The organism is Rhizobium sp. 05L429 (assembly GCF_056397645.1).
Map to the genome: position 1 here is coordinate 129,903 of NZ_JBFTNV010000012.1, position 17,095 is coordinate 146,997.

General features: G+C 60.2%; 16 protein-coding genes. 1 reads left to right on the top strand and 15 read right to left on the bottom strand.

Going from position 1 to position 17,095, the window contains the following annotated elements; genetic code table 11:
- Positions 1 to 39 precede the first annotated feature (39 nt).
- The 11 genes from AC1DNW_RS15125 to pcsA all read right to left on the bottom strand — a co-directional run bounded on the left by AC1DNW_RS15125 (position 40) and on the right by pcsA (position 11,995).
- Positions 40 to 813: a FadR/GntR family transcriptional regulator gene (locus tag AC1DNW_RS15125; RefSeq protein ID WP_113310108.1), complete on the bottom strand. Its 774-nt coding sequence runs from the start codon at positions 811 to 813 to the stop codon at positions 40 to 42.
- Positions 814 to 826: 13 nt separating this feature from the next.
- A complete protein-coding gene (gene yjfF, locus AC1DNW_RS15130; protein ID WP_113295567.1) occupies positions 827 to 1,795 on the bottom strand; it encodes a galactofuranose ABC transporter, permease protein YjfF in 969 nt (322 codons plus the stop codon).
- Positions 1,792 to 2,802: an ABC transporter permease gene (locus AC1DNW_RS15135; RefSeq protein WP_113310109.1), complete on the bottom strand. Its 1,011-nt coding sequence runs from the start codon at positions 2,800 to 2,802 to the stop codon at positions 1,792 to 1,794. The genes yjfF and AC1DNW_RS15135 overlap by 4 nt, the downstream gene beginning before the upstream one ends.
- Positions 2,799 to 4,322 carry a galactofuranose ABC transporter, ATP-binding protein YtfR gene (gene ytfR / locus AC1DNW_RS15140; protein WP_113310110.1) on the bottom strand — a complete coding sequence of 508 codons (1,524 nt, stop codon included), beginning with the start codon at positions 4,320 to 4,322 and terminating at the stop codon, positions 2,799 to 2,801. Before ytfR ends, AC1DNW_RS15135 begins: the two co-directional genes overlap by 4 nt.
- A gap of 118 nt (positions 4,323 to 4,440) precedes the next feature.
- Positions 4,441 to 5,403: a galactofuranose ABC transporter, galactofuranose-binding protein YtfQ gene (ytfQ, locus tag AC1DNW_RS15145; RefSeq protein ID WP_477853344.1), complete on the bottom strand. Its 963-nt coding sequence runs from the start codon at positions 5,401 to 5,403 to the stop codon at positions 4,441 to 4,443.
- Positions 5,404 to 5,547: 144 nt separating this feature from the next.
- Complete coding sequence (locus AC1DNW_RS15150) at positions 5,548 to 6,624, bottom strand: BMP family ABC transporter substrate-binding protein (RefSeq protein WP_113310111.1); 1,077 nt, start codon at positions 6,622 to 6,624, stop codon at positions 5,548 to 5,550.
- A gap of 54 nt (positions 6,625 to 6,678) precedes the next feature.
- Positions 6,679 to 7,599: an ABC transporter permease gene (locus AC1DNW_RS15155; protein WP_477853346.1), complete on the bottom strand. Its 921-nt coding sequence runs from the start codon at positions 7,597 to 7,599 to the stop codon at positions 6,679 to 6,681.
- Positions 7,596 to 8,681 carry an ABC transporter permease gene (locus AC1DNW_RS15160; protein ID WP_477853348.1) on the bottom strand — a complete coding sequence of 362 codons (1,086 nt, stop codon included), beginning with the start codon at positions 8,679 to 8,681 and terminating at the stop codon, positions 7,596 to 7,598. Before AC1DNW_RS15160 ends, AC1DNW_RS15155 begins: the two co-directional genes overlap by 4 nt.
- On the bottom strand, positions 8,671 to 10,239 hold the full coding sequence (locus AC1DNW_RS15165; RefSeq protein ID WP_477853349.1) for an ABC transporter ATP-binding protein: 1,569 nt from the start codon (positions 10,237 to 10,239) through the stop codon (positions 8,671 to 8,673). The genes AC1DNW_RS15160 and AC1DNW_RS15165 overlap by 11 nt, the downstream gene beginning before the upstream one ends.
- A 39-nt stretch (positions 10,240 to 10,278) precedes the next feature.
- Positions 10,279 to 11,259 (bottom strand): quinone oxidoreductase family protein, encoded by a 981-nt coding sequence (locus AC1DNW_RS15170; RefSeq protein ID WP_477853351.1) that lies wholly within the window; start codon positions 11,257 to 11,259, stop codon positions 10,279 to 10,281.
- Between the two features lie 10 nt (positions 11,260 to 11,269).
- Complete coding sequence (pcsA, locus tag AC1DNW_RS15175) at positions 11,270 to 11,995, bottom strand: phosphatidylcholine synthase (protein ID WP_113310115.1); 726 nt, start codon at positions 11,993 to 11,995, stop codon at positions 11,270 to 11,272.
- A gap of 246 nt (positions 11,996 to 12,241) precedes the next feature.
- Here pcsA and AC1DNW_RS15180 point away from each other — a divergent pair, with 246 nt between their 5' ends.
- Positions 12,242 to 13,054 carry a ferredoxin--NADP reductase gene (locus AC1DNW_RS15180; protein WP_113295575.1) on the top strand — a complete coding sequence of 271 codons (813 nt, stop codon included), beginning with the start codon at positions 12,242 to 12,244 and terminating at the stop codon, positions 13,052 to 13,054.
- A gap of 48 nt (positions 13,055 to 13,102) precedes the next feature.
- Here AC1DNW_RS15180 and AC1DNW_RS15185 read toward each other — a convergent pair whose 3' ends face one another.
- From AC1DNW_RS15185 to AC1DNW_RS15200, 4 genes are all read right to left on the bottom strand, one after another.
- Positions 13,103 to 13,717, bottom strand: a complete 615-nt coding sequence (locus tag AC1DNW_RS15185) for a GntR family transcriptional regulator (protein WP_113310116.1) — start codon at positions 13,715 to 13,717, stop codon at positions 13,103 to 13,105.
- A 115-nt stretch (positions 13,718 to 13,832) separates the two neighbouring features.
- Positions 13,833 to 15,035: an ABC transporter permease gene (locus tag AC1DNW_RS15190; protein ID WP_477853352.1), complete on the bottom strand. Its 1,203-nt coding sequence runs from the start codon at positions 15,033 to 15,035 to the stop codon at positions 13,833 to 13,835.
- Positions 15,025 to 15,741, bottom strand: coding sequence for an ABC transporter ATP-binding protein (locus AC1DNW_RS15195; protein ID WP_477853387.1), 717 nt, complete (start codon positions 15,739 to 15,741; stop codon positions 15,025 to 15,027). The genes AC1DNW_RS15190 and AC1DNW_RS15195 overlap by 11 nt, the downstream gene beginning before the upstream one ends.
- A gap of 12 nt (positions 15,742 to 15,753) precedes the next feature.
- Entirely contained in the window at positions 15,754 to 17,052 is a 1,299-nt protein-coding gene (locus tag AC1DNW_RS15200) for an efflux RND transporter periplasmic adaptor subunit (protein WP_113310119.1), read from the bottom strand.
- Positions 17,053 to 17,095 lie beyond the last annotated feature (43 nt).

The following is a 17,095-nucleotide window of genomic DNA, read 5'->3' on the forward strand; positions in this document are numbered from 1 at the left end:
AGGCGGCTGTTCTGCCGCTCATAGCAGCAAGGCGAGGCTTCAAAAAGACGAAATCGGCAGGGAAACGATTGGCTCGGCGAGCGCGGAGAAGGCTTCGTGGACGTGCTCCCTGCCCTCGACGATGACATCCTCCATCGCCTTGCGCGCTGCTGCGGTATTGCCTGCCGCGATGGCATCGACGATGCGCATGTGGGTTTCGGCGATGTTGGCGAAACCACTCTGCGAGGGCGGCGTGCTCATGCGGAACATGCCGACGAGCGCTGCCTCGATCAGCCCACCGAGCGTGCGCATGAAGGGATTGTGAGATACTTCTGAAACGGCGAGATGGAAGCGCAGGTCGGCAAGCGCGAGACTGTCGGCCGTGTGATCGCTTGCGGCCATGTCGAGCGCCAGGCCGCGCAGTAATTCGATCTCGGCCGGATTCGCACGCTCGGCCACAAGACCGGCTGCGAAGGGCTCGAAAGCAAGGCGGATGTCGTAGAGCTGCAGGAGGAATTCTTCGTTGACGCCGTTGGCGAAATGCCAGGAGATGATTTCGGTGTCGAACATGTTCCAGAAGTTCTTTTCCGTCACACGCGTGCCGACGCGCGCCTTTGCAACGACCATGCCCTTGGCTGCGAGCGTCTTCATCGTTTCCCGCAGCACCGTGCGCGAGACCTTGAAGCGCTGTGCCAGCTCGCCGTCGCCGGGCAGGATCGTGCCGACCGGATAGGTGCCGGCAACGATTGCCCGGCCGAGTTCATCGACGACATGCGCGTGGCTTGTTCGGGTTCTTCGCCCTGCCTTCCGGGTTTCAAGCGGTCTGTTGCGCAATCCGTCACTCCCCCTAGCCATATCTCCTGTTCAGACTGGAAAGGAAAAGGATGGCTTTCTGCATCACCATGAATGCAAAAAGCAGCAAGCCAATCAGGATCTTCGTCCACCAGCTCGACAGCGTACCGTCGAAGGTGATGTAAGTCTGAATGAGCCCCTGGATCAGCAGACCGATGAAGGTCCCTGCCACGAATCCCGCTCCTCCTGTCAGCAGCGTCCCTCCAATGACGACTGCTGCGATGGCATCCAGTTCAACGCCCACCGCCGCAAGAGAATATCCGGCAGACGTGTATAGGGAAAAAACGATTCCGGATAGGCCCGCCAGGAAACCCGACAGGGCGTAGATCTGAATCGTCGTGCGTGCCACCGGAACACCCATCAGCTGCGCCGTCTGCACACCGCCGCCCAGCGCATAGACATTGGTTCCGAAGCGGGTGCGGTGGGCGATGAAGATGCCGGCTGCGAAGACGACGAGCATGATGCCGCCGATCAGCGTCAGCCGTCCGCCGCCTGGCAGCCGATAGTAGAGGCTGGTCAGCGTGGAATAGTATTCGTGATTGATCGGAATGCTGTCGATCGACAGGACATAGGCCATGCCGCGGGCCAGGAACATGCCGGCGAGCGTGACGATGAAGGGCGGCATCTGCAGGAAGTGGATGATCATGCCCATGACCGCACCGAAGGCCGTGGTGATGATGAGAACGATCGCGAAGGCTGCCAGCGGGTGGATGCTGGTGTTCTGCAGAATGACGGCCAGGAAGACGCCGGTGAAGGCGATGACTGAGCCGATGGATAGATCGATGCCGCCGGAGATGATGACGAAGGTCATGCCCACGGCGGCAATGCCGAGAAACGCATTGTCAGTCAGTAGGTTGCCGATGACCCGCGTCGACAGGATGTTCGGATATTGCAGAGTGCAGAGCGCATAGGCGAGCACGAAGATCACGATGGTCGCAAAGAGCGGCAGGTATTTGGAATTCATTTGCGCCCCCCTGCGTCCGTCCGGCGAGTGAAGAAGTTGGCGAGCGACTGCATCGCTGGCGACTGGATGACCAGAATGACGATGATGATGACCGCCTTGATGATGAGATTGAACTCCGGCGGGAAACCGGAAAGCAGAATGCCGGTATTGACCGCCTGGATGATCATGGCGCCGATCAGCGAACCGATGATGCTGAAGCGGCCGCCAAGCAGCGAATTGCCGCCGACGACCACGGCGAGGATAGCGTCGAGCTCCAGCCAGAGGCCGGCATTGTTGGCGTCCGCCCCCTTGATGTCGGCGGCGACGATAATTCCGGCGATCGAAGCGCAGAGGCCACTCAACATATAGACAGCCATCAGCAACACCGGCGTCTGTACGCCCGAGAGCGTGCTCGCGCGTCTGTTGATGCCGACAGCCTCGATCAGCATGCCGAGCGCAGTCCGGCGAACCAGCAGAATGACCAGCAGGCCAGCGATCAGCCAGATGACGACAGGCATGGGTAGGAAGGCGAAGGAACCGCTGCCGAGAAAGATCAGCCCGTCATCGTTGAAGGTCATGATCACGCCTTCCGTAATGAGCTGAGCGATACCGCGGCCGGCGACCATGAGCACAAGTGTCGCGATAATCGGCTGGATATTGAGGATGGAGACGAGAAAGCCGTTCCAGGCGCCGCAAAGAAGGCCGATAACTACGGTCAGTACAAGAGTATAAGCAAGCGAATGGCCTTCGACGATCGACGAGGCCGCAACGGCACCGCAGATTGCGATAACAGCGCCAACCGAGAGATCGATGCCTTTGGTGGCGATMACGAGCGTCATGCCGATCGCCAACAGCGCCACGGGCGCCCCACGATTGAGCACGTCGATGATGCTGCCATAGAGGCGCCCATTTTGAACAATCACATCAAGAAATTGCGGGAAGAAGCTGAAATTCAAAAGAAGAACAACCAGAAGCGCAATCAATTGCGGCGCAAGACGAGAGCCCAGCACCTTCAGCGAGGCAGTCATGCGTCCTCCGTTCGTTTGTCGGCTGCCGCAATGGCGTCGACGATGCCGGCAGCGGTAATGCGCTCGCCGGTCAATTCAGCGATATGCTCGCGATCACGCAGCACGATGACGCGCGAGCTGTAGGCCACCAGCTCCTCAAGTTCGGAGGAGATGACGATCAGCGACATGCCCCTGGCGCACAGTTGCTCGATGAGCTTGATGATTTCGGCATGGGCACCGACATCGATGCCGCGGGTCGGCTCGTCGAGGATCAGGAAATCCGGATTGGTTGCGAGCCAGCGGGCGAGGATCGCCTTCTGCTGATTGCCGCCTGAGAGCAGCCGGATCGGCTTCTCGCGGTCGGTCGTGCGGATATCGAGCGCTCTGATGTATTCGTCAGCGATCGCGTTCTGTTCGGTACGAGAGAGCGGTCGCGCCCAGCCTCGGCGGGCCTGCAGGGCAAGGGCGATATTCTCGCGGATCGACAGGTCGCCGATGATGCCATCCGTCTTGCGATCTTCCGGGCAGAAGCCGAAGCCCTTGCCGATCGCGGCACGCGGGCTCGACAGCGTTACCGGCGCTCCATCGATCCTGGCGACGCCGCTGTCGGCGCTTTCGATGCCGAACATGAGTTCGGCGGTCTCTGTGCGCCCGGAGCCCAGAAGCCCGGCAATGCCGACGACTTCGCCGACACGGACCTCGAGATCGAAGGGTTTTACCTTGCCGCGTTTTCCAAAGCCCTCGAACGTATATTTGACCTCGCCGGCGGCAATGGTGCGTTCTTTGGCAGCATGTTCCGTCTGGGCGAGTTCGCGCCCGAGCATCATGGCGATCAGGTTCTGCCGCGGCAGTTCCGCTGCCTCATGTGTACCGACAAGCCGGCCATTGCGCAGCACGGTGATGCGGTCGCTGACTGCATAAACCTGTTCAAGAAAATGAGTAATGAAGACAATGCCTAATCCGCGCTTTTTCAAGTCATTTATGACACCAAAGAGCATTTCGACTTCATGCGTATCGAGACTTGCCGTTGGCTCGTCGAGGATGAGCACCTTGCCGGAGAGATCGACGGCCCGGGCGATCGCCACGATCTGCTGGACGGCGACCGAGAAGCGGTCGAGTTGCGCGGTTACATCGATATCGAGGCCATAGCCTGCCAGAAGCTCACGGGCATTTCTGTTCATGGTGCGGGCATCGATCATACCGAAGCGCTTCGGTTGGCGGCCGAGGAAGAGGTTCTCCGCAACGCTGAGATTGGAAAGGAGGTTGACCTCCTGGTAGACGGTGCCGATGCCGAGCTTCTGGGCGGCCAGCGTATCGGCCGGATCGATCTCGTGACCTTCCAGCGTCAGGCTTCCGCCGTCGCGGCGATAGGCACCCGTAATGCACTTGATGAGCGTCGATTTGCCGGCGCCGTTTTCGCCGAGAAGCGCATGCACCTCACCCCGACGTAGCGTGAAATCCACCTTATCCAGGGCGACGGCGCCGGGGAAGAATTTCGATATGCCGGCGGCTGCGAGAATATTCTCGAAATTGTGAACCATGAGGGTTGCTGTTTCCTGATATTGCGCCTTACGCCTGTACGAAAAACKGGCATGACGCCCTGCTGGTACCGGCAGTTCCGCACCGGTCCATGATGGACCGGTGCGGTTCAAGCTTCAATCAGTAACCCTGACCCTTCTTCTCTTCGTAGACCTTCATCGGGTCGTCGGCAGGCGTGTAGAGCTTGGACTCGGTCTGGATCCACTTCGGCGGAGCCTTCTTGTCCTTCAGGTAGGCATCGAGCGCATCGAAGGCCGGGCCTGCCATGTTCGGCGTCAGCTCGACCGTGGCATTGGCCTCACCCTCGGACATGGCCTTGAAGATATCGGGCAYGGCGTCGATGGAGACGACGAGGATATCCTTGCCGGGCTTCAGGCCGGCTTCCTTGATCGCCTGGATGGCGCCGACGGCCATGTCGTCGTTATGGGCGTAGAGAGCGCAGATATCCTTGCCGCCATTCTCGGCCTTCAGGAAGCTTTCCATGACTTCCTTGCCCTTGGTGCGKGTGAAGTCACCGGTCTGGCTGCGAACGATCTTCAGGTTGTCGTGGCCGGCAAGGGCCTCTTCGAAGCCCTTCTTGCGTGCGATGGCCGGCGACGAACCGGTCGTGCCCTGCAGTTCGACGACATTGCACTTCTTGTCGCCGACCGTCTTGACCAAGAAATCGCCGGCGACCTTGCCTTCGTGGACCAGGTCGGAGGTAACAGCCGTCAGGTAGAGATCATCAGGAGCCTTGATGGTGCGGTCGAGCAGGATGACCGGAATCTTGGCTTCCTTGGCTTCCTTCAGAACGTCGTCCCAGCCGGTTTCGACAACAGGAGCAACGAGAATGGCATCGACGCCCTGAGCGATGAACGAGCGCAGTGCCTTGATCTGATTTTCCTGCTTCTGCTGCGCATCGGCAAACTTCAGATCGATGCCGCGCTTCTTGGCCTGCTCCTTGGTCACGGTCGTTTCAGCCGCACGCCAGCCCGATTCCGAGCCGATCTGCGAGAAGCCAACGGTCAGGCCGGCAGCCGAAGCCGAACCGAACATGCAGGCAGCCAGAATCGTGGCACTCAAAAGTGCAGTCTTCAATTTCATGATTTCCTCCCAATGCCGCATCTCGCGGCGCAGGGTCAAAAAATCATATAGTATTACTTTTGTAAATGAGCATTTTGGTATGCACCGCAGCAAAAAAGGCGCCCCCGGGAGGAGCGCCTTTCGCAACTGCGAATTGCAGTTTTGTTATTGCGCCGGCAGCTTGTCGTCGACGCCCTCGATGTAGAAGTTCATGCCGAGCAGCGTGCCGTCATCCGCCTTTTCGCCGGCCTTCAGCCAGGGCGTACCGTCCTGCTTGTTGATCGGGCCAGTGAAGGGGTGCAGTTCGCCGGATTTGATCTTGGCTTCGGTTTCCTCAGCCATCTTCTTCACATCGTCAGGCATGTTGGTGTAGGGCGCCATCTTGAGGATGCCGTCCTTTAGGCCGTCCCAGCTCTGCTCGGACTTCCAGGTGCCGTCCAGAAGCGCATGGATGCGCTTGGAGTAGTAGTTACCCCAGGTGTCGACGATTGCCGTCAGCTGCGCCTTCGGGCCGGCTGCGATCATGTCGGATGCCTGACCAAAAGCGTGGATGCCACGCTCTTCGGCAACCTGCATCGGCGCGGTCGTGTCGGTGTGCTGCGTCAGCACGTCGACGCCCTGGTCGATCATGGCCTTGGCAGCGTCGGCTTCCTTGCCTGGATCGAACCAGGTGTTGACCCAGATGACCTTCAGCTTGAAGCTCGGATCGATCGACTTGGCGCCCTGTTCGAAGGAGTTGATGCCCATCACGACTTCGGGAATCGGGAAGGAAGCGATGTAGGCAGCGCCGTGGTTCTTCGAGGTCCTGGCGGCGATCTGGCCGAGGATGTAGCGGCCTTCATAGAAGCGCGAGTTGTAGGTCGCGAGATTCGGGCCGGCCTTGTAACCGGTGCCGTGCTCGAACTTGACGTCCGGGAACTTGGCAGCAACCTTGACCGTAGCGTCCATGAAGCCGAAGGACGTCGTGAAGATCAGCTTGCAGCCGGAGCGGGCAAGGCGCTCGATGGCGCGCTCGGCATCCGGGCCTTCCGGAACGTTTTCGAGGTAAGGCGTATCGATCTTGTCGCCGAATTCGGCCTGAACCTGCTGGCGGCCGAGATCGTGTGCCTGCGAATAACCGCCGTCGGTGTGCGAACCGACATAGACGAAGCAGACCTTCGTCTTGTCCGCTGCTTCGGCGGCCGAGGATATGCCGATGACAGCGGCAGCCGATGCGGCAAGTGTGAGTGCGAACTTCTTCATGATGACCCCTGTTGGTTTGAAGATTTTCCGGAAACCCGTCTCTATGTTCTTGTTCTATCGCTCCGGTACGAAGGCTTTTCCAAGCGAAGCGGGCGTGTTGATCAACGTCGTGCGCCGATTATGAGAAATGATGATCAGAACCACAATAGTCGCGGCATAGGGCAGCATCGAGAGAAACTGCGAGGGAATGCCGAGACCAAAGGCCTGCGCATGAAGCTGCAGGATCGTGACCGCTCCGAACAGGTAGCCGCCGGCAAAGACCCGCCACGGGCGCCAGGAGGCGAAAACGACGAGCGCAAGGGTAATCCAGCCGCKACCGGCCGACATGTTCTCCGCCCATTGCGGCGTATAGACCAGCGAGAGCTGCGCACCGGCAAGACCAGCGCAGGCGCCGCCGAACATGACTGCCAGATAGCGCGTGCGAATGACGTGAATGCCAAGCGCATGGGCGGAACCATGACTGTCGCCGATCGCCCGAAGCTTGAGGCCGGCACGGCTACGGAACAGGAACCAGCTCACGCCGAAAACCAGCGCGATCGACAGGTAGAAGATGAAATCCTGCTTGAAGAGAACCGGGCCGATGACCRGAATATCGGACAGGATGGGAACCACGATCTCCTCCAGCCGGATACCCTGCACGCTGACATAGGCCTCGCCCAACTGGCCGGATAGACCGAGACCGAGAAGGGTGAGTGCGAGACCGGTTGCCACCTGGTTTGCCACCAGCGTCAGTGTCAGAAAGGCAAAAAGCAGCGAGAAAAGCGCGCCGGCGACAATCCCGCAGATGATTCCGACATAGGGCGATCCCGACATCTGCGCGCCGGCGAAAGCGGCGACCGCGCCCATGATCATCATGCCCTCGACGCCGAGGTTGAGGACGCCGGAGCGCTCCGTCACCAGTTCGCCGAGTGCTGCGATGACGAGCGGTGTCGAGGCCGTGATGACGGTCAGAAGAATGGCTTCGAAGATGCTCATGCCGCGCTACCCTTCACCCGCGACCAGATGATGCGAATTTTGTAATAGATCAGCGTATCGCAGGAGAGCACGAAGAAGAGGATCAGTCCCTGGAAAACGCGGGTGACCTTGTCCGAGACGCCGATCGAAAGCTGTGCGGCCTCGCCCCCGAGATAGGTCAGTGCCAGCACCAGCCCCGAAGCGACGACGCCAAGCGGATTGAGACGGCCGAGAAAGGCGACGATGATGGCGGTGAAACCGTAGCCCGGCGAGATCGCAGGCTGCAGGTGACCGATCGAGCCCGAGACTTCGCAAATGCCGGCAAGGCCGGCCAACGCGCCGGAGAAGAGGAAGCTGAACCAGATCATCCTCTTCGACGAGAAGCCTGCAAAACGCCCTGCCCGTTCCGACTGGCCAAGCACGACGACTTCGAAACCCTTCAGCGTGAAGCGCATCATGAACCAGACGAGGACGGCCGCGACGATGGCGAAGATGAAACCCCAATGGGCGCGTCCCGATTCCTCCCATATCGCCGGCACGATCGCTTCCGGCGCAAAGTCGCGGGAAACAGGGAAATTGAACCCCTTCGGATCACGCCATGCGCCGCGTATCAGCCAATCGAGATAAAGCTGGGCGATATAGACCAGCATCAGCGACGTCAGGATCTCGTTGGTATTGAAATGGGCCTTCAACAGCGCCGGAATGGCGGCAAACAGGGCGCCGCCGAGCGCGCCCAGGATCAGCATCAGCGGCAGCACAAACGGCGAATGCCAATCGTAGAAGACGATCGGGATATAGGAGCCGGTGATCGCGCCGATGGTGAATTGGCCTTCGGCGCCGATGTTCCAATTGTTGGAGCGATAACAGACGGCAAGGCCGACGGCGATCAGGATCAGCGGGGCAGCCTTGATCGCCAGTTCGTGCAGCGACCAGACTTCCAGAAGCGGCTCGAGAAAGAAGGCGTCAAGCGCCTCGAGCGGATCCTTGCCGAGCATGGCGAACATGATGGCGCCAAATATCAGCGTCAGTACGAGAGCGAGAAGCGGTGAAACGAAGGCATAGAGTTTCGAGACCTGCGGGCGCTTTTCAAGCTCAATGCGCATGAGCAGCCTCCGCGCCATGCGTGTTTTCATGCAGGCCGCCCATCAGCAGACCGATCTTTTCGCGCGTCAGGTCACCGGCCGGATAGGGCTTGGAAAGACGTCCCTCGGAAATGACGGCGATGTCGGTCGCCACCTCGAAGATCTCGTCGAGATCCTGGCTGATGACGACGACAGCAGAACCGGCTTTTGCAAGATCGACGAGAGCCTGGCGAATACGGCTTGCGGCACCTGCGTCCACGCCCCATGTCGGCTGGTTGACGACGAGGACAGCCGGTTGGCGATCAAGCTCGCGGCCGACGATGAATTTCTGCAGATTGCCGCCGGAGAGCGAACCTGCGGCGGGATCATCGCCGCTCTTGCGGACATCCATGACCTCCGAAATGCGCCGGGCGGCAGATTTCACCGCGCCGTGGCGGATGATGCCGAGGAGACCGAGGAAGGCTTTGCGGTCCGACTGGCTGCGGGCCAGTACCAGGTTGTCGGAGAGCTTCATGGCGGAGACGGCCGCATGTCCGTGCCGCTCCTCGGGCACGAAGCCGGCGCCGAGCAGCCGGCGGGCGGTGATGCCCTGAGTACCGACGGGTTTCTTTCTAATAATGATCGCTTCGGCAGACGAGACTGGATATTCGCCTGACAGCGCATCGAAAAGCTCGCTTTGTCCATTGCCGGCCACACCGGCGATTGCGAGGATTTCTCCCGAGCAAACGGCCAGAGAGACATTGCGTAGCGGCATGGCAAACGGTGTCCGCGCGCCGACGGAGAGGTTCGAGACGGCAAGCTGCACCTCGCCCTTGTCGTTGCGCTCGGGATGAGTAACGGCAGCAACCTCGCTGYCGACCATCATGCGGGCGAGAGAGGCGGGCGTCTCCTGCTTGGGATCGCAAGCACCGGTCACGCGGCCGTGGCGGAGCACGGTGGCGCGATCGCAGATGCGCTGCACCTCTTCCAGGCGATGGCTGATATAGAGAACGGAGCGACCCTCGGCTCGCAGCTTGAAGAGGGTTTCGAAGAGCTTGTCGGCCTCCTGCGGCGTCAGCACCGATGTCGGCTCGTCCAGGATGATGAGCTTCGGGTTCTGCAGCAGCGCGCGGACGATTTCAATGCGCTGGCGCTCACCGACCGAGAGATCGGCGACATGCGCATGCGGGTCGAGCGGCAGGCCATAGGCCTCAGACAGCGCCCTCGCCTCCTCGGCGATCCTGCCGATCGGAATGCTGTCGTCGAGAGAAAGCGCGATGTTTTCGGCAACAGTCAGCGCCTCGAACAGCGAGAAATGCTGGAAGACCATACCGATGCCAAGCTTGCGGGCCTCGCCCGGCGAGGTGATCGTGACCGGCCTGCCCTCCCAGAGGATCTGCCCGTCCGTCGGCTCCAGAACGCCGAAGAGCATTTTGACGAGTGTGGATTTGCCTGCGCCATTTTCGCCGAGAAGCGCATGAATCTCGCCCGGCGCTATATCGAGATCGATTTCATTGCATGCGGCAAAGCTACCGAAGAATTTCGTGAGCTTCTGGACCGATAACAACGCACCGGAAGCCGGCACATTCAATGGCGACACGTTCCCCTCATTTCTTCTGCCGATCGGTCCGTTTGGATCTCATGGAATCAGCAGTGTCGTTCCGGTTGTTTTTCTTGTTTCCAGATCCGTGTGGGCCCGCCCAACCTCACGCAGCGGATAGGTTTGGTTGATATTGATACGCACTTTGTTGCCCTGCACAACATCAAATAGATTGTTTGCACAATCGGTGAGTTCCCGAGGCGTGGCAATATAGGTGAAGAGCGTCGGGCGCGTGGCATAGAGCGAGCCCCTTTGGGCGAGATGCGCCATCGTAAAGTTCTCAATCGCGCCAGAGGATTGGCCGAAGGATGCAAAGAGACCTCGCGGCTTCAGACAATCCAGCGATTGCGGGAAAGTATCGCGGCCGATCGAGTCATAGACCACGTCGACACCCTTGCCGCCGGTGATTTCCCGCACGCGCTCGGCGAAGTTCTCGGTCTTGTAGTTGATGACATGGTCGTAGCCGTGGTCGAGGGCCAGCTGGACTTTGTCGGCGGAGCCTGCCGTGCCGATGACAGTTGCCCCGAGCGCTTTTGCCCACTGGCCGGCAATCAAGCCGACGCCTCCGGCTGCGGCATGAAACAGCAGAACGGTCTGGGGGCCGACCTTGAAGGTGCGGTTCAGGAGATACTCGGCCGTCATACCCTTCAGCATCATGGCAGCCGCCGTTTCCAGGCTGATGCCGTCGGGCACCTTTACCAGATGTTTCGTCTCAATATTGCGTTCGGCACTATAGGCGCCATCGGCACTGGCGTAGGCGACGCGGTCGCCGACGGCGAAATCGCTGGCGMCAGGGCCAGTGGCGGTGACAACGCCGGCGCCCTCCTTGCCGGTCACGAAGGGCAGATGTGGTGCCTTATAGGTGCCGTCGCGAAAATAGACGTCGATGAAATTCAGGCCGATGGCATCCTGGCGGATCTGCACCTGACCCTCAGAAGGCGGCGGCAGATCGATATCGACATAGTCGAAAACCTCAGGGCCACCGTTTCTGGAAAAAGAAACCGCCTTCGTCTTTGCCATGCTGCTTACCTCACTTGCGTCCAAGCGCCGGGAAGAATTGGAGCACCCCACCGATGACGTAAAGGTAGATGCCGCTCACGATGAAGAGAACGACCGCCCATTGCGGCATGTCGAAATGCATCAGCAGCGAATAGGCGCCAAGCGCCGACCACAGGAGAAAGATGCCGAGGTTCAGTGGGCGCAGGCGCTGGACGCGCACGGGATGCAGGAAATTGATCGGCAAAAAGGTCAGGATCACGGAAACGGTGACGACGATAAAGGCCGTCGTCTCGCTCGCATGCATCACGAAGAGTGTGAAGACCACCATGTTCCAGACGACGGGGAACCCGGAGAAGAAATACTCCTCTGTCTTCATGCCCATATCGGCGTAATAGATGGCGCTCGACACGACGATCATGCCGGCGGCGGCAAAAGACCAGGGCTCGCCGATCATGCCGCTCTGATAGAGCGCGAAGGCCGGCAGCAGCACATAGGTCACGTAGTCGATGATATTGTCGAGCGTATCGCCCGACCAGTTGGGCAGGACTTCCTTGACACGCACCTTGCGGGCGATCGGCCCGTCGATACCATCGACCAGGAGCGCAAGCCCCAGCCACCAGAACATGTCGACGAAACGGTGCTCGGCGGCGGCGACTACACCGAGAAATGCCAGAAAAGAACCGGAGGCCGTCAGGATATGGACGGAAAATGCGCGCATTTCCGCGTAAGGAACGCGCTTGTAATTGAAAATCTTCATGTTCCCCCGTACTACCTGTCGCGCCMGCGCCGCGGCGGGCGTCGTTTTTTGCCTAATATGCATCCTTTGAATAGCTTAGCCAGCGCAAAAGCGACAGTTCGCCACAGGCGGTGAATCCTGACCGTGACATGCATATTTCGCTCCCCAGCCATGCGATGGAATGGATTGCCTTTAATTTAGCGGGGTTTTGTAATATCTGCCTCGCATGCCGATGATTATCCTGCGAACGACGAGCCCGATATCGAAATGAACGCTCCTGCAAAGACCGAAGAATTCGCTTCCGCTATCCCTGCCGGCGTCTATGCCGAGACGGTGCTGAGTGTGACGCATTACACCGACCGGCTTTTCCGCTTCACGATGACCCGGCCGGATGGCTTCCGTTTCCGTTCTGGCGAGTTCGCGATGATCGGCCTCATGGTCGACGGCAAACCGGTCTTCCGCGCCTACTCGATCGCGAGCCCCGCCTGGGCCGAAGAGCTGGAATTCTTTTCCATCAAGGTGCCGGACGGTCCGCTGACTTCGCATCTGCAGCTCATCAAGCCGGGCGACCAGGTGCTGATGCGCAAAAAGCCGACGGGTACGCTGGTTCTCGATGCGCTGACCCCGGGCAAGCGCCTTTACATGTTCTCCACCGGCACCGGCATCGCACCTTTTGCGAGCCTCATCCGCGATCCGGAAACCTATGAGAAGTTCGACGAGGTCATCCTTACTCATACGACGCGCGAGATTTCCGAGCTGAAATACGGCTTCGACCTCGTGCACGAGATCCAGAACGACGAGCTCCTCAAGGAAGTGGTCGGCGACAAGCTGCGCCACTATGCGACCGTCACCCGCGAAGACTTCGAATATCGCGGCCGCATCACCGACCTGATCTCCTCCGGCAAACTCTTCACCGATCTCGGCGTGCCGCCGATCGATCCGGCTGTTGACCGCGGCATGATCTGCGGTTCGTCGGCCATGCTGAAGGACACGAAGGAGCTTCTGGAGAAGGCCGGCCTTGACGAAGGCGCCAACAGCAAGCCCGCAGAATTCGTCATCGAACGGGCCTTCGTCGGCTGAGGCCACGGTATAGATTTCACTGCAACGGCTCCGGAAACGGGGCCGTTTCTATTTCTGGCTCAGATAATCGATCAAATCGGCCATTGCCTCGCGCGCCTGCTCGACCTCGCCCTGATGAATGGACCTGATGACCGCGACGTGGAGAAAGATGGATCGATCCATGCGATCCGGATTGGCGGTCGAATACCAGAGGCGACGGGAGTGGGTCTGGACCGGCCCCAGCGCGGCGATCATGAAGCTGTTCGGGCAAGCATCCTCGAGGATCTCGTCAAAGGCTTTGTCGGCGGCGAAAAAACCCGCCAGATCGCCACGGACAGCGCATTCTTCCATCGCACGGGCGCAGGTGACAAGCCGTCCTCTCTGCTCCTCATTGGCAGCATCGGCGACAAGAGCTGCCGCAACCGGCTCCAGCTTGCGGCGCACCTGCATGACATTGGCGTGGTCTTCAGCGTGAATTTCGGCAACCTGCAGGCCGACGCGCGGCTTCACCACAATCAGACCCTGCCAGGCAAGTTTCTGGATCGCTTCGCGTACCGGCGTGCGGCCATGGCCTGCAAGATCGATAAGCTGCTTTTCCGTCACCAGCGCGCCAGGTGCCAAAGCCAGCGTCACGATGGCGTGCTCCAGGGCTAGGTAGGCGAGATGGCTTAGAGATTCCTGCATACGGGCGAATCCGAGTCTGATATATCAATACTGGCACGCTTAGGTGCTAAAGACAAGTTTTCCTGATATATCAAAGCCATGCGGTGTGCGAGAAGAACACTCCCAATCGTGCCACTTATTCGTGGCGCAATGCCTCGATCGGATTGAGCTGTGCAGCTCGCCTCGCCGGGAAGAAGCCGAAGATCATGCCGATTGCCGCCGAGAAGACGAAGGCGATGAAGATGATGAGCGGGCTGACCACGAAGGGCACATTGAGGAAGCTGACCGTACCGTATGCAAGCGTCAGGCCGAGCATGATGCCGGCGATACCGCCAAACAGCGACAGGGCGACGGCTTCGACGAGGAATTGCGTCAGCACCTGATTTTCAAGCGCGCCGATGGCAAGGCGAATGCCGATCTCGCGGGTGCGMTCCGTTACCGACACCAGCATGATATTCATGATGCCGATGCCGCCGACGAGCAGACTGACGGCAGCGACTGCGCCAAGCAGGCCCGTCAGCAGCGTCGTCGTGCCTRTCATGGCTTCGGCGATCTGYGTCATGTCATTGACGTTGAAATCATCCTGGCGGCCGGGGATGATCTTGCGGCGCTCACGAAGCAGGTTCTCGACATCTGCCTGCACCTTTGATGTCGAGACGCCGTCACGCGCTGAAATGAGAATCGTCGGCACATTGGAGCTGCCGCTGATGCGGCGCTGGAACACCTTGACCGGCATGATGACGGCATCGTCCTGGTCGTTGCCCATGCCGGACTGACCGCGCTTTGCCAGGACGCCGATAACAGGGCAGGAAACCTTGCCGACACGGATCAGCTGGCCGGTTGGGTCGGAGGCGCCAAACAGTTGCTCACGCACGGTTTCACCGATGATGCAGCGCGACTGACCGCGCTCTTCGGCCGGCGTGAATTCACGACCGAGCGCCAGATCCCAGTCCTGCGCGACGAAATAGTCGTTGGTCGTACCGTAGACGGTGGTCGAATGGTTCTGGCCGCCGAAAATAACGGTCGCCGTCGACTGGTTGGACGGCGCCACCGCCCGCAACCCAGGAACCTGATCGCGGATCGCTTCGACATCCTTCAGCGAGAAGCGCCGGGCCTCGGAACTGGCGCGGCCAGGGCCGAACTGACCGGGACGCACGAAGAGCATATTGGTGCCGAGGCGCGAAAGCTCGGTCGAAACCTGCGCCGTCGTACCATTGCCGATGGTGACGAGCGCGATGACGGCGGCGACGCCGATGACGACGCCAAGCACGGTGAGGAAGGAGCGCAACAGATTTCTGCTGATCGCGCGCAGTGCCAACTTCAGCGTTTCAAAGAACATGCTCTGCCCTCCGCCGATGCTCCATCTCGGTTTCCAGCTTGCCGTCGACGAAGCGCAGCAGGCGTCCCGCATAGGCGGCGATGTCGGGCTCATGCGTGACCATAACGATGGTGATACCCTGTTCACGGTTCAGCCGCGTCATCAGATCCATGATCTCGATGCTGGTCCTGGTATCGAGATTGCCGGTCGGCTCGTCGGCGAGCAGCAAAGCCGGCTCCGTGACGATAGCGCGGGCGATCGCCACGCGCTGCTGCTGACCACCGGAGAGTTCCTGCGTCTTGTGATGCTCCCTGCCCGACAGACCAACGAGGCCAAGTGCCTCATTGGCCCGCTTGCGCCGCTCGCCAACTGCCATGCCGCGATAGATCAGCGGCAGTTCGACGTTCTCGACGGCGGAGGTACGCGACAGGAGATTGAAGCCCTGGAAGACGAAGCCCAGCATATGGCGGCGCAGAAGCGTCAACTGGCCGCGATCGAAGCCACCCGTCGAAATGCCCTGGAAGACATAGTCGCCCGATGTCGGTACATCGAGGCAGCCGAGGATATTCATCGCCGTCGACTTTCCGGAGCCGGACGGTCCCATGATCGCGACGAATTCATGCGCTCGGATCGAAAGATCCACGCGGTCGAGCGCGCGGATGGCCKCAGCGCCCTCGCCATAGATTTTCGAGACTTGCCTGAATTCGAGAAGCGGCGGGCGTTCCATCATCGGCTCCCGTCAGTTTGTCCGTGCCGCGGTATCGGTGATGATCGCATCCTTTTCGGTAAGCTCGCCCGAGGTGACCTGAGTGAACTGGCCATCGGAAGAACCGACCTGGATCACGACCGGTACCGGGTGGCCGTTGCGAAGCACCCAGACGCGGCGTTGCGTCCCGGTCAGCTTGGAATCACCGCCCCCACCGCTGCGAGGCAGACGCGGCGGACGGAGCAAGCTGAAAATCCCACGGCCGCCACGCGTTTCCATCTGCGGCGGGGCGTAACGAAGGGCGGCATTCGGAACCATCAGCGTATCCTTGACGGCCTCAACGGTGATGTCGGACGTTGCCGTCATGCCGGGGCGTAGCAGCAGGTCGGCATTGTCGACCGAAAGGACCGCCTTGTAGGTGACGACATTGTTGACGACTTCGGAGGCGAAACGGATCTGCTCGATGACGGCCGGAAAGGTGCGATCCGGATAGGCGTCGACCGTGAAGCTCGCCTTCTGGCCAACGGCGATCTGGCCGACATCGGCTTCATCGACATCCACCTGCAGCTCCATCTTCTTGAGATCGCCGGCAAGGGTAAAAAGCACCGGCGCCGAGAGCGAGGCAGCAACAGTCGCGCCCGGATCGACGGAGCGGGTCAGAATCACGCCGTCGATCGGCGAGACAATCTTCGCCTTGGCAAGGTTGACCTCGGCAAGCTGAAGGTCTGCCTCGGAGGCCAGCACTTCGGCCTCGTTTATATCCTTGGCGGCGACGGCCGAGTCATATTTGTAGGTCGCGTCGTCGAGGCTCTGCTGCGTGGAGACGTTGCTTTTGACGAGGCTCTTCAGACGGTCGAGCGAGGTCGCGGCCGATTGCAGATCGGCATTTGCCTTGACGACATTGGCCTTGGCCGAATTGAGCTTCGCGCGCGAGCTCTTCAAGTCGGCTTCCAGCTTGTTGGTGTCGAGAACGGCCAGAACGTCGCCTGCCTTGACCGTGCTGTTATAATCGACATTGACGTCGCGCATCGTGCCGGACAGTTCGCTCGATATATCGACCTGTTCGGTTGGCTGGACGGAGCCTGTGGCGGTGACAAGTACGGTCAGATCGCCGCGCTTGACCGGCTGCGTCGTATAGCTGACTTCGGCGCTGCCGCGGCCCATGTAGAAATAGGCTGCAGCTGCGGCGGCCAGAATCACGAGCACCAGAACGATCAGGCGCCCACGCCAGCGGCGGCCCCTGCTCCGCCGTCCGGTGGCCAGCACGGCAGCCAAGTCGGCATTCGCCCCGGTTACAGAACCGGTCTCTTTGCCAGCCTCCAGATTGTCCATGTCATCCTCGAGATATGCTTCGCCGCGTTGGGCCTGTTCGCGG

What these genes read in the sequence shown, in the direction of transcription:
- yjfF (WP_113295567.1), bottom strand. Translation starts at nt 1,795, where the DNA reads ATGAATTCCAAATACCTGCCGCTCTTTGCGACCATCGTGATCTTCGTG.
- ytfR (WP_113310110.1), bottom strand. Translation starts at nt 4,322, where the DNA reads ATGGTTCACAATTTCGAGAATATTCTCGCAGCCGCCGGCATATCGAAA.
- AC1DNW_RS15150 (WP_113310111.1), bottom strand. Translation starts at nt 6,624, where the DNA reads ATGAAGAAGTTCGCACTCACACTTGCCGCATCGGCTGCCGCTGTCATC.
- AC1DNW_RS15160 (WP_477853348.1), bottom strand. Translation starts at nt 8,681, where the DNA reads ATGCGCATTGAGCTTGAAAAGCGCCCGCAGGTCTCGAAACTCTATGCC.
- pcsA (WP_113310115.1), bottom strand. Translation starts at nt 11,995, where the DNA reads ATGAAGATTTTCAATTACAAGCGCGTTCCTTACGCGGAAATGCGCGCA.
- AC1DNW_RS15180 (WP_113295575.1), top strand. Translation starts at nt 12,242, where the DNA reads ATGAACGCTCCTGCAAAGACCGAAGAATTCGCTTCCGCTATCCCTGCC.
- AC1DNW_RS15185 (WP_113310116.1), bottom strand. Translation starts at nt 13,717, where the DNA reads ATGCAGGAATCTCTAAGCCATCTCGCCTACCTAGCCCTGGAGCACGCC.
- AC1DNW_RS15200 (WP_113310119.1), bottom strand. Translation starts at nt 17,052, where the DNA reads ATGGACAATCTGGAGGCTGGCAAAGAGACCGGTTCTGTAACCGGGGCG.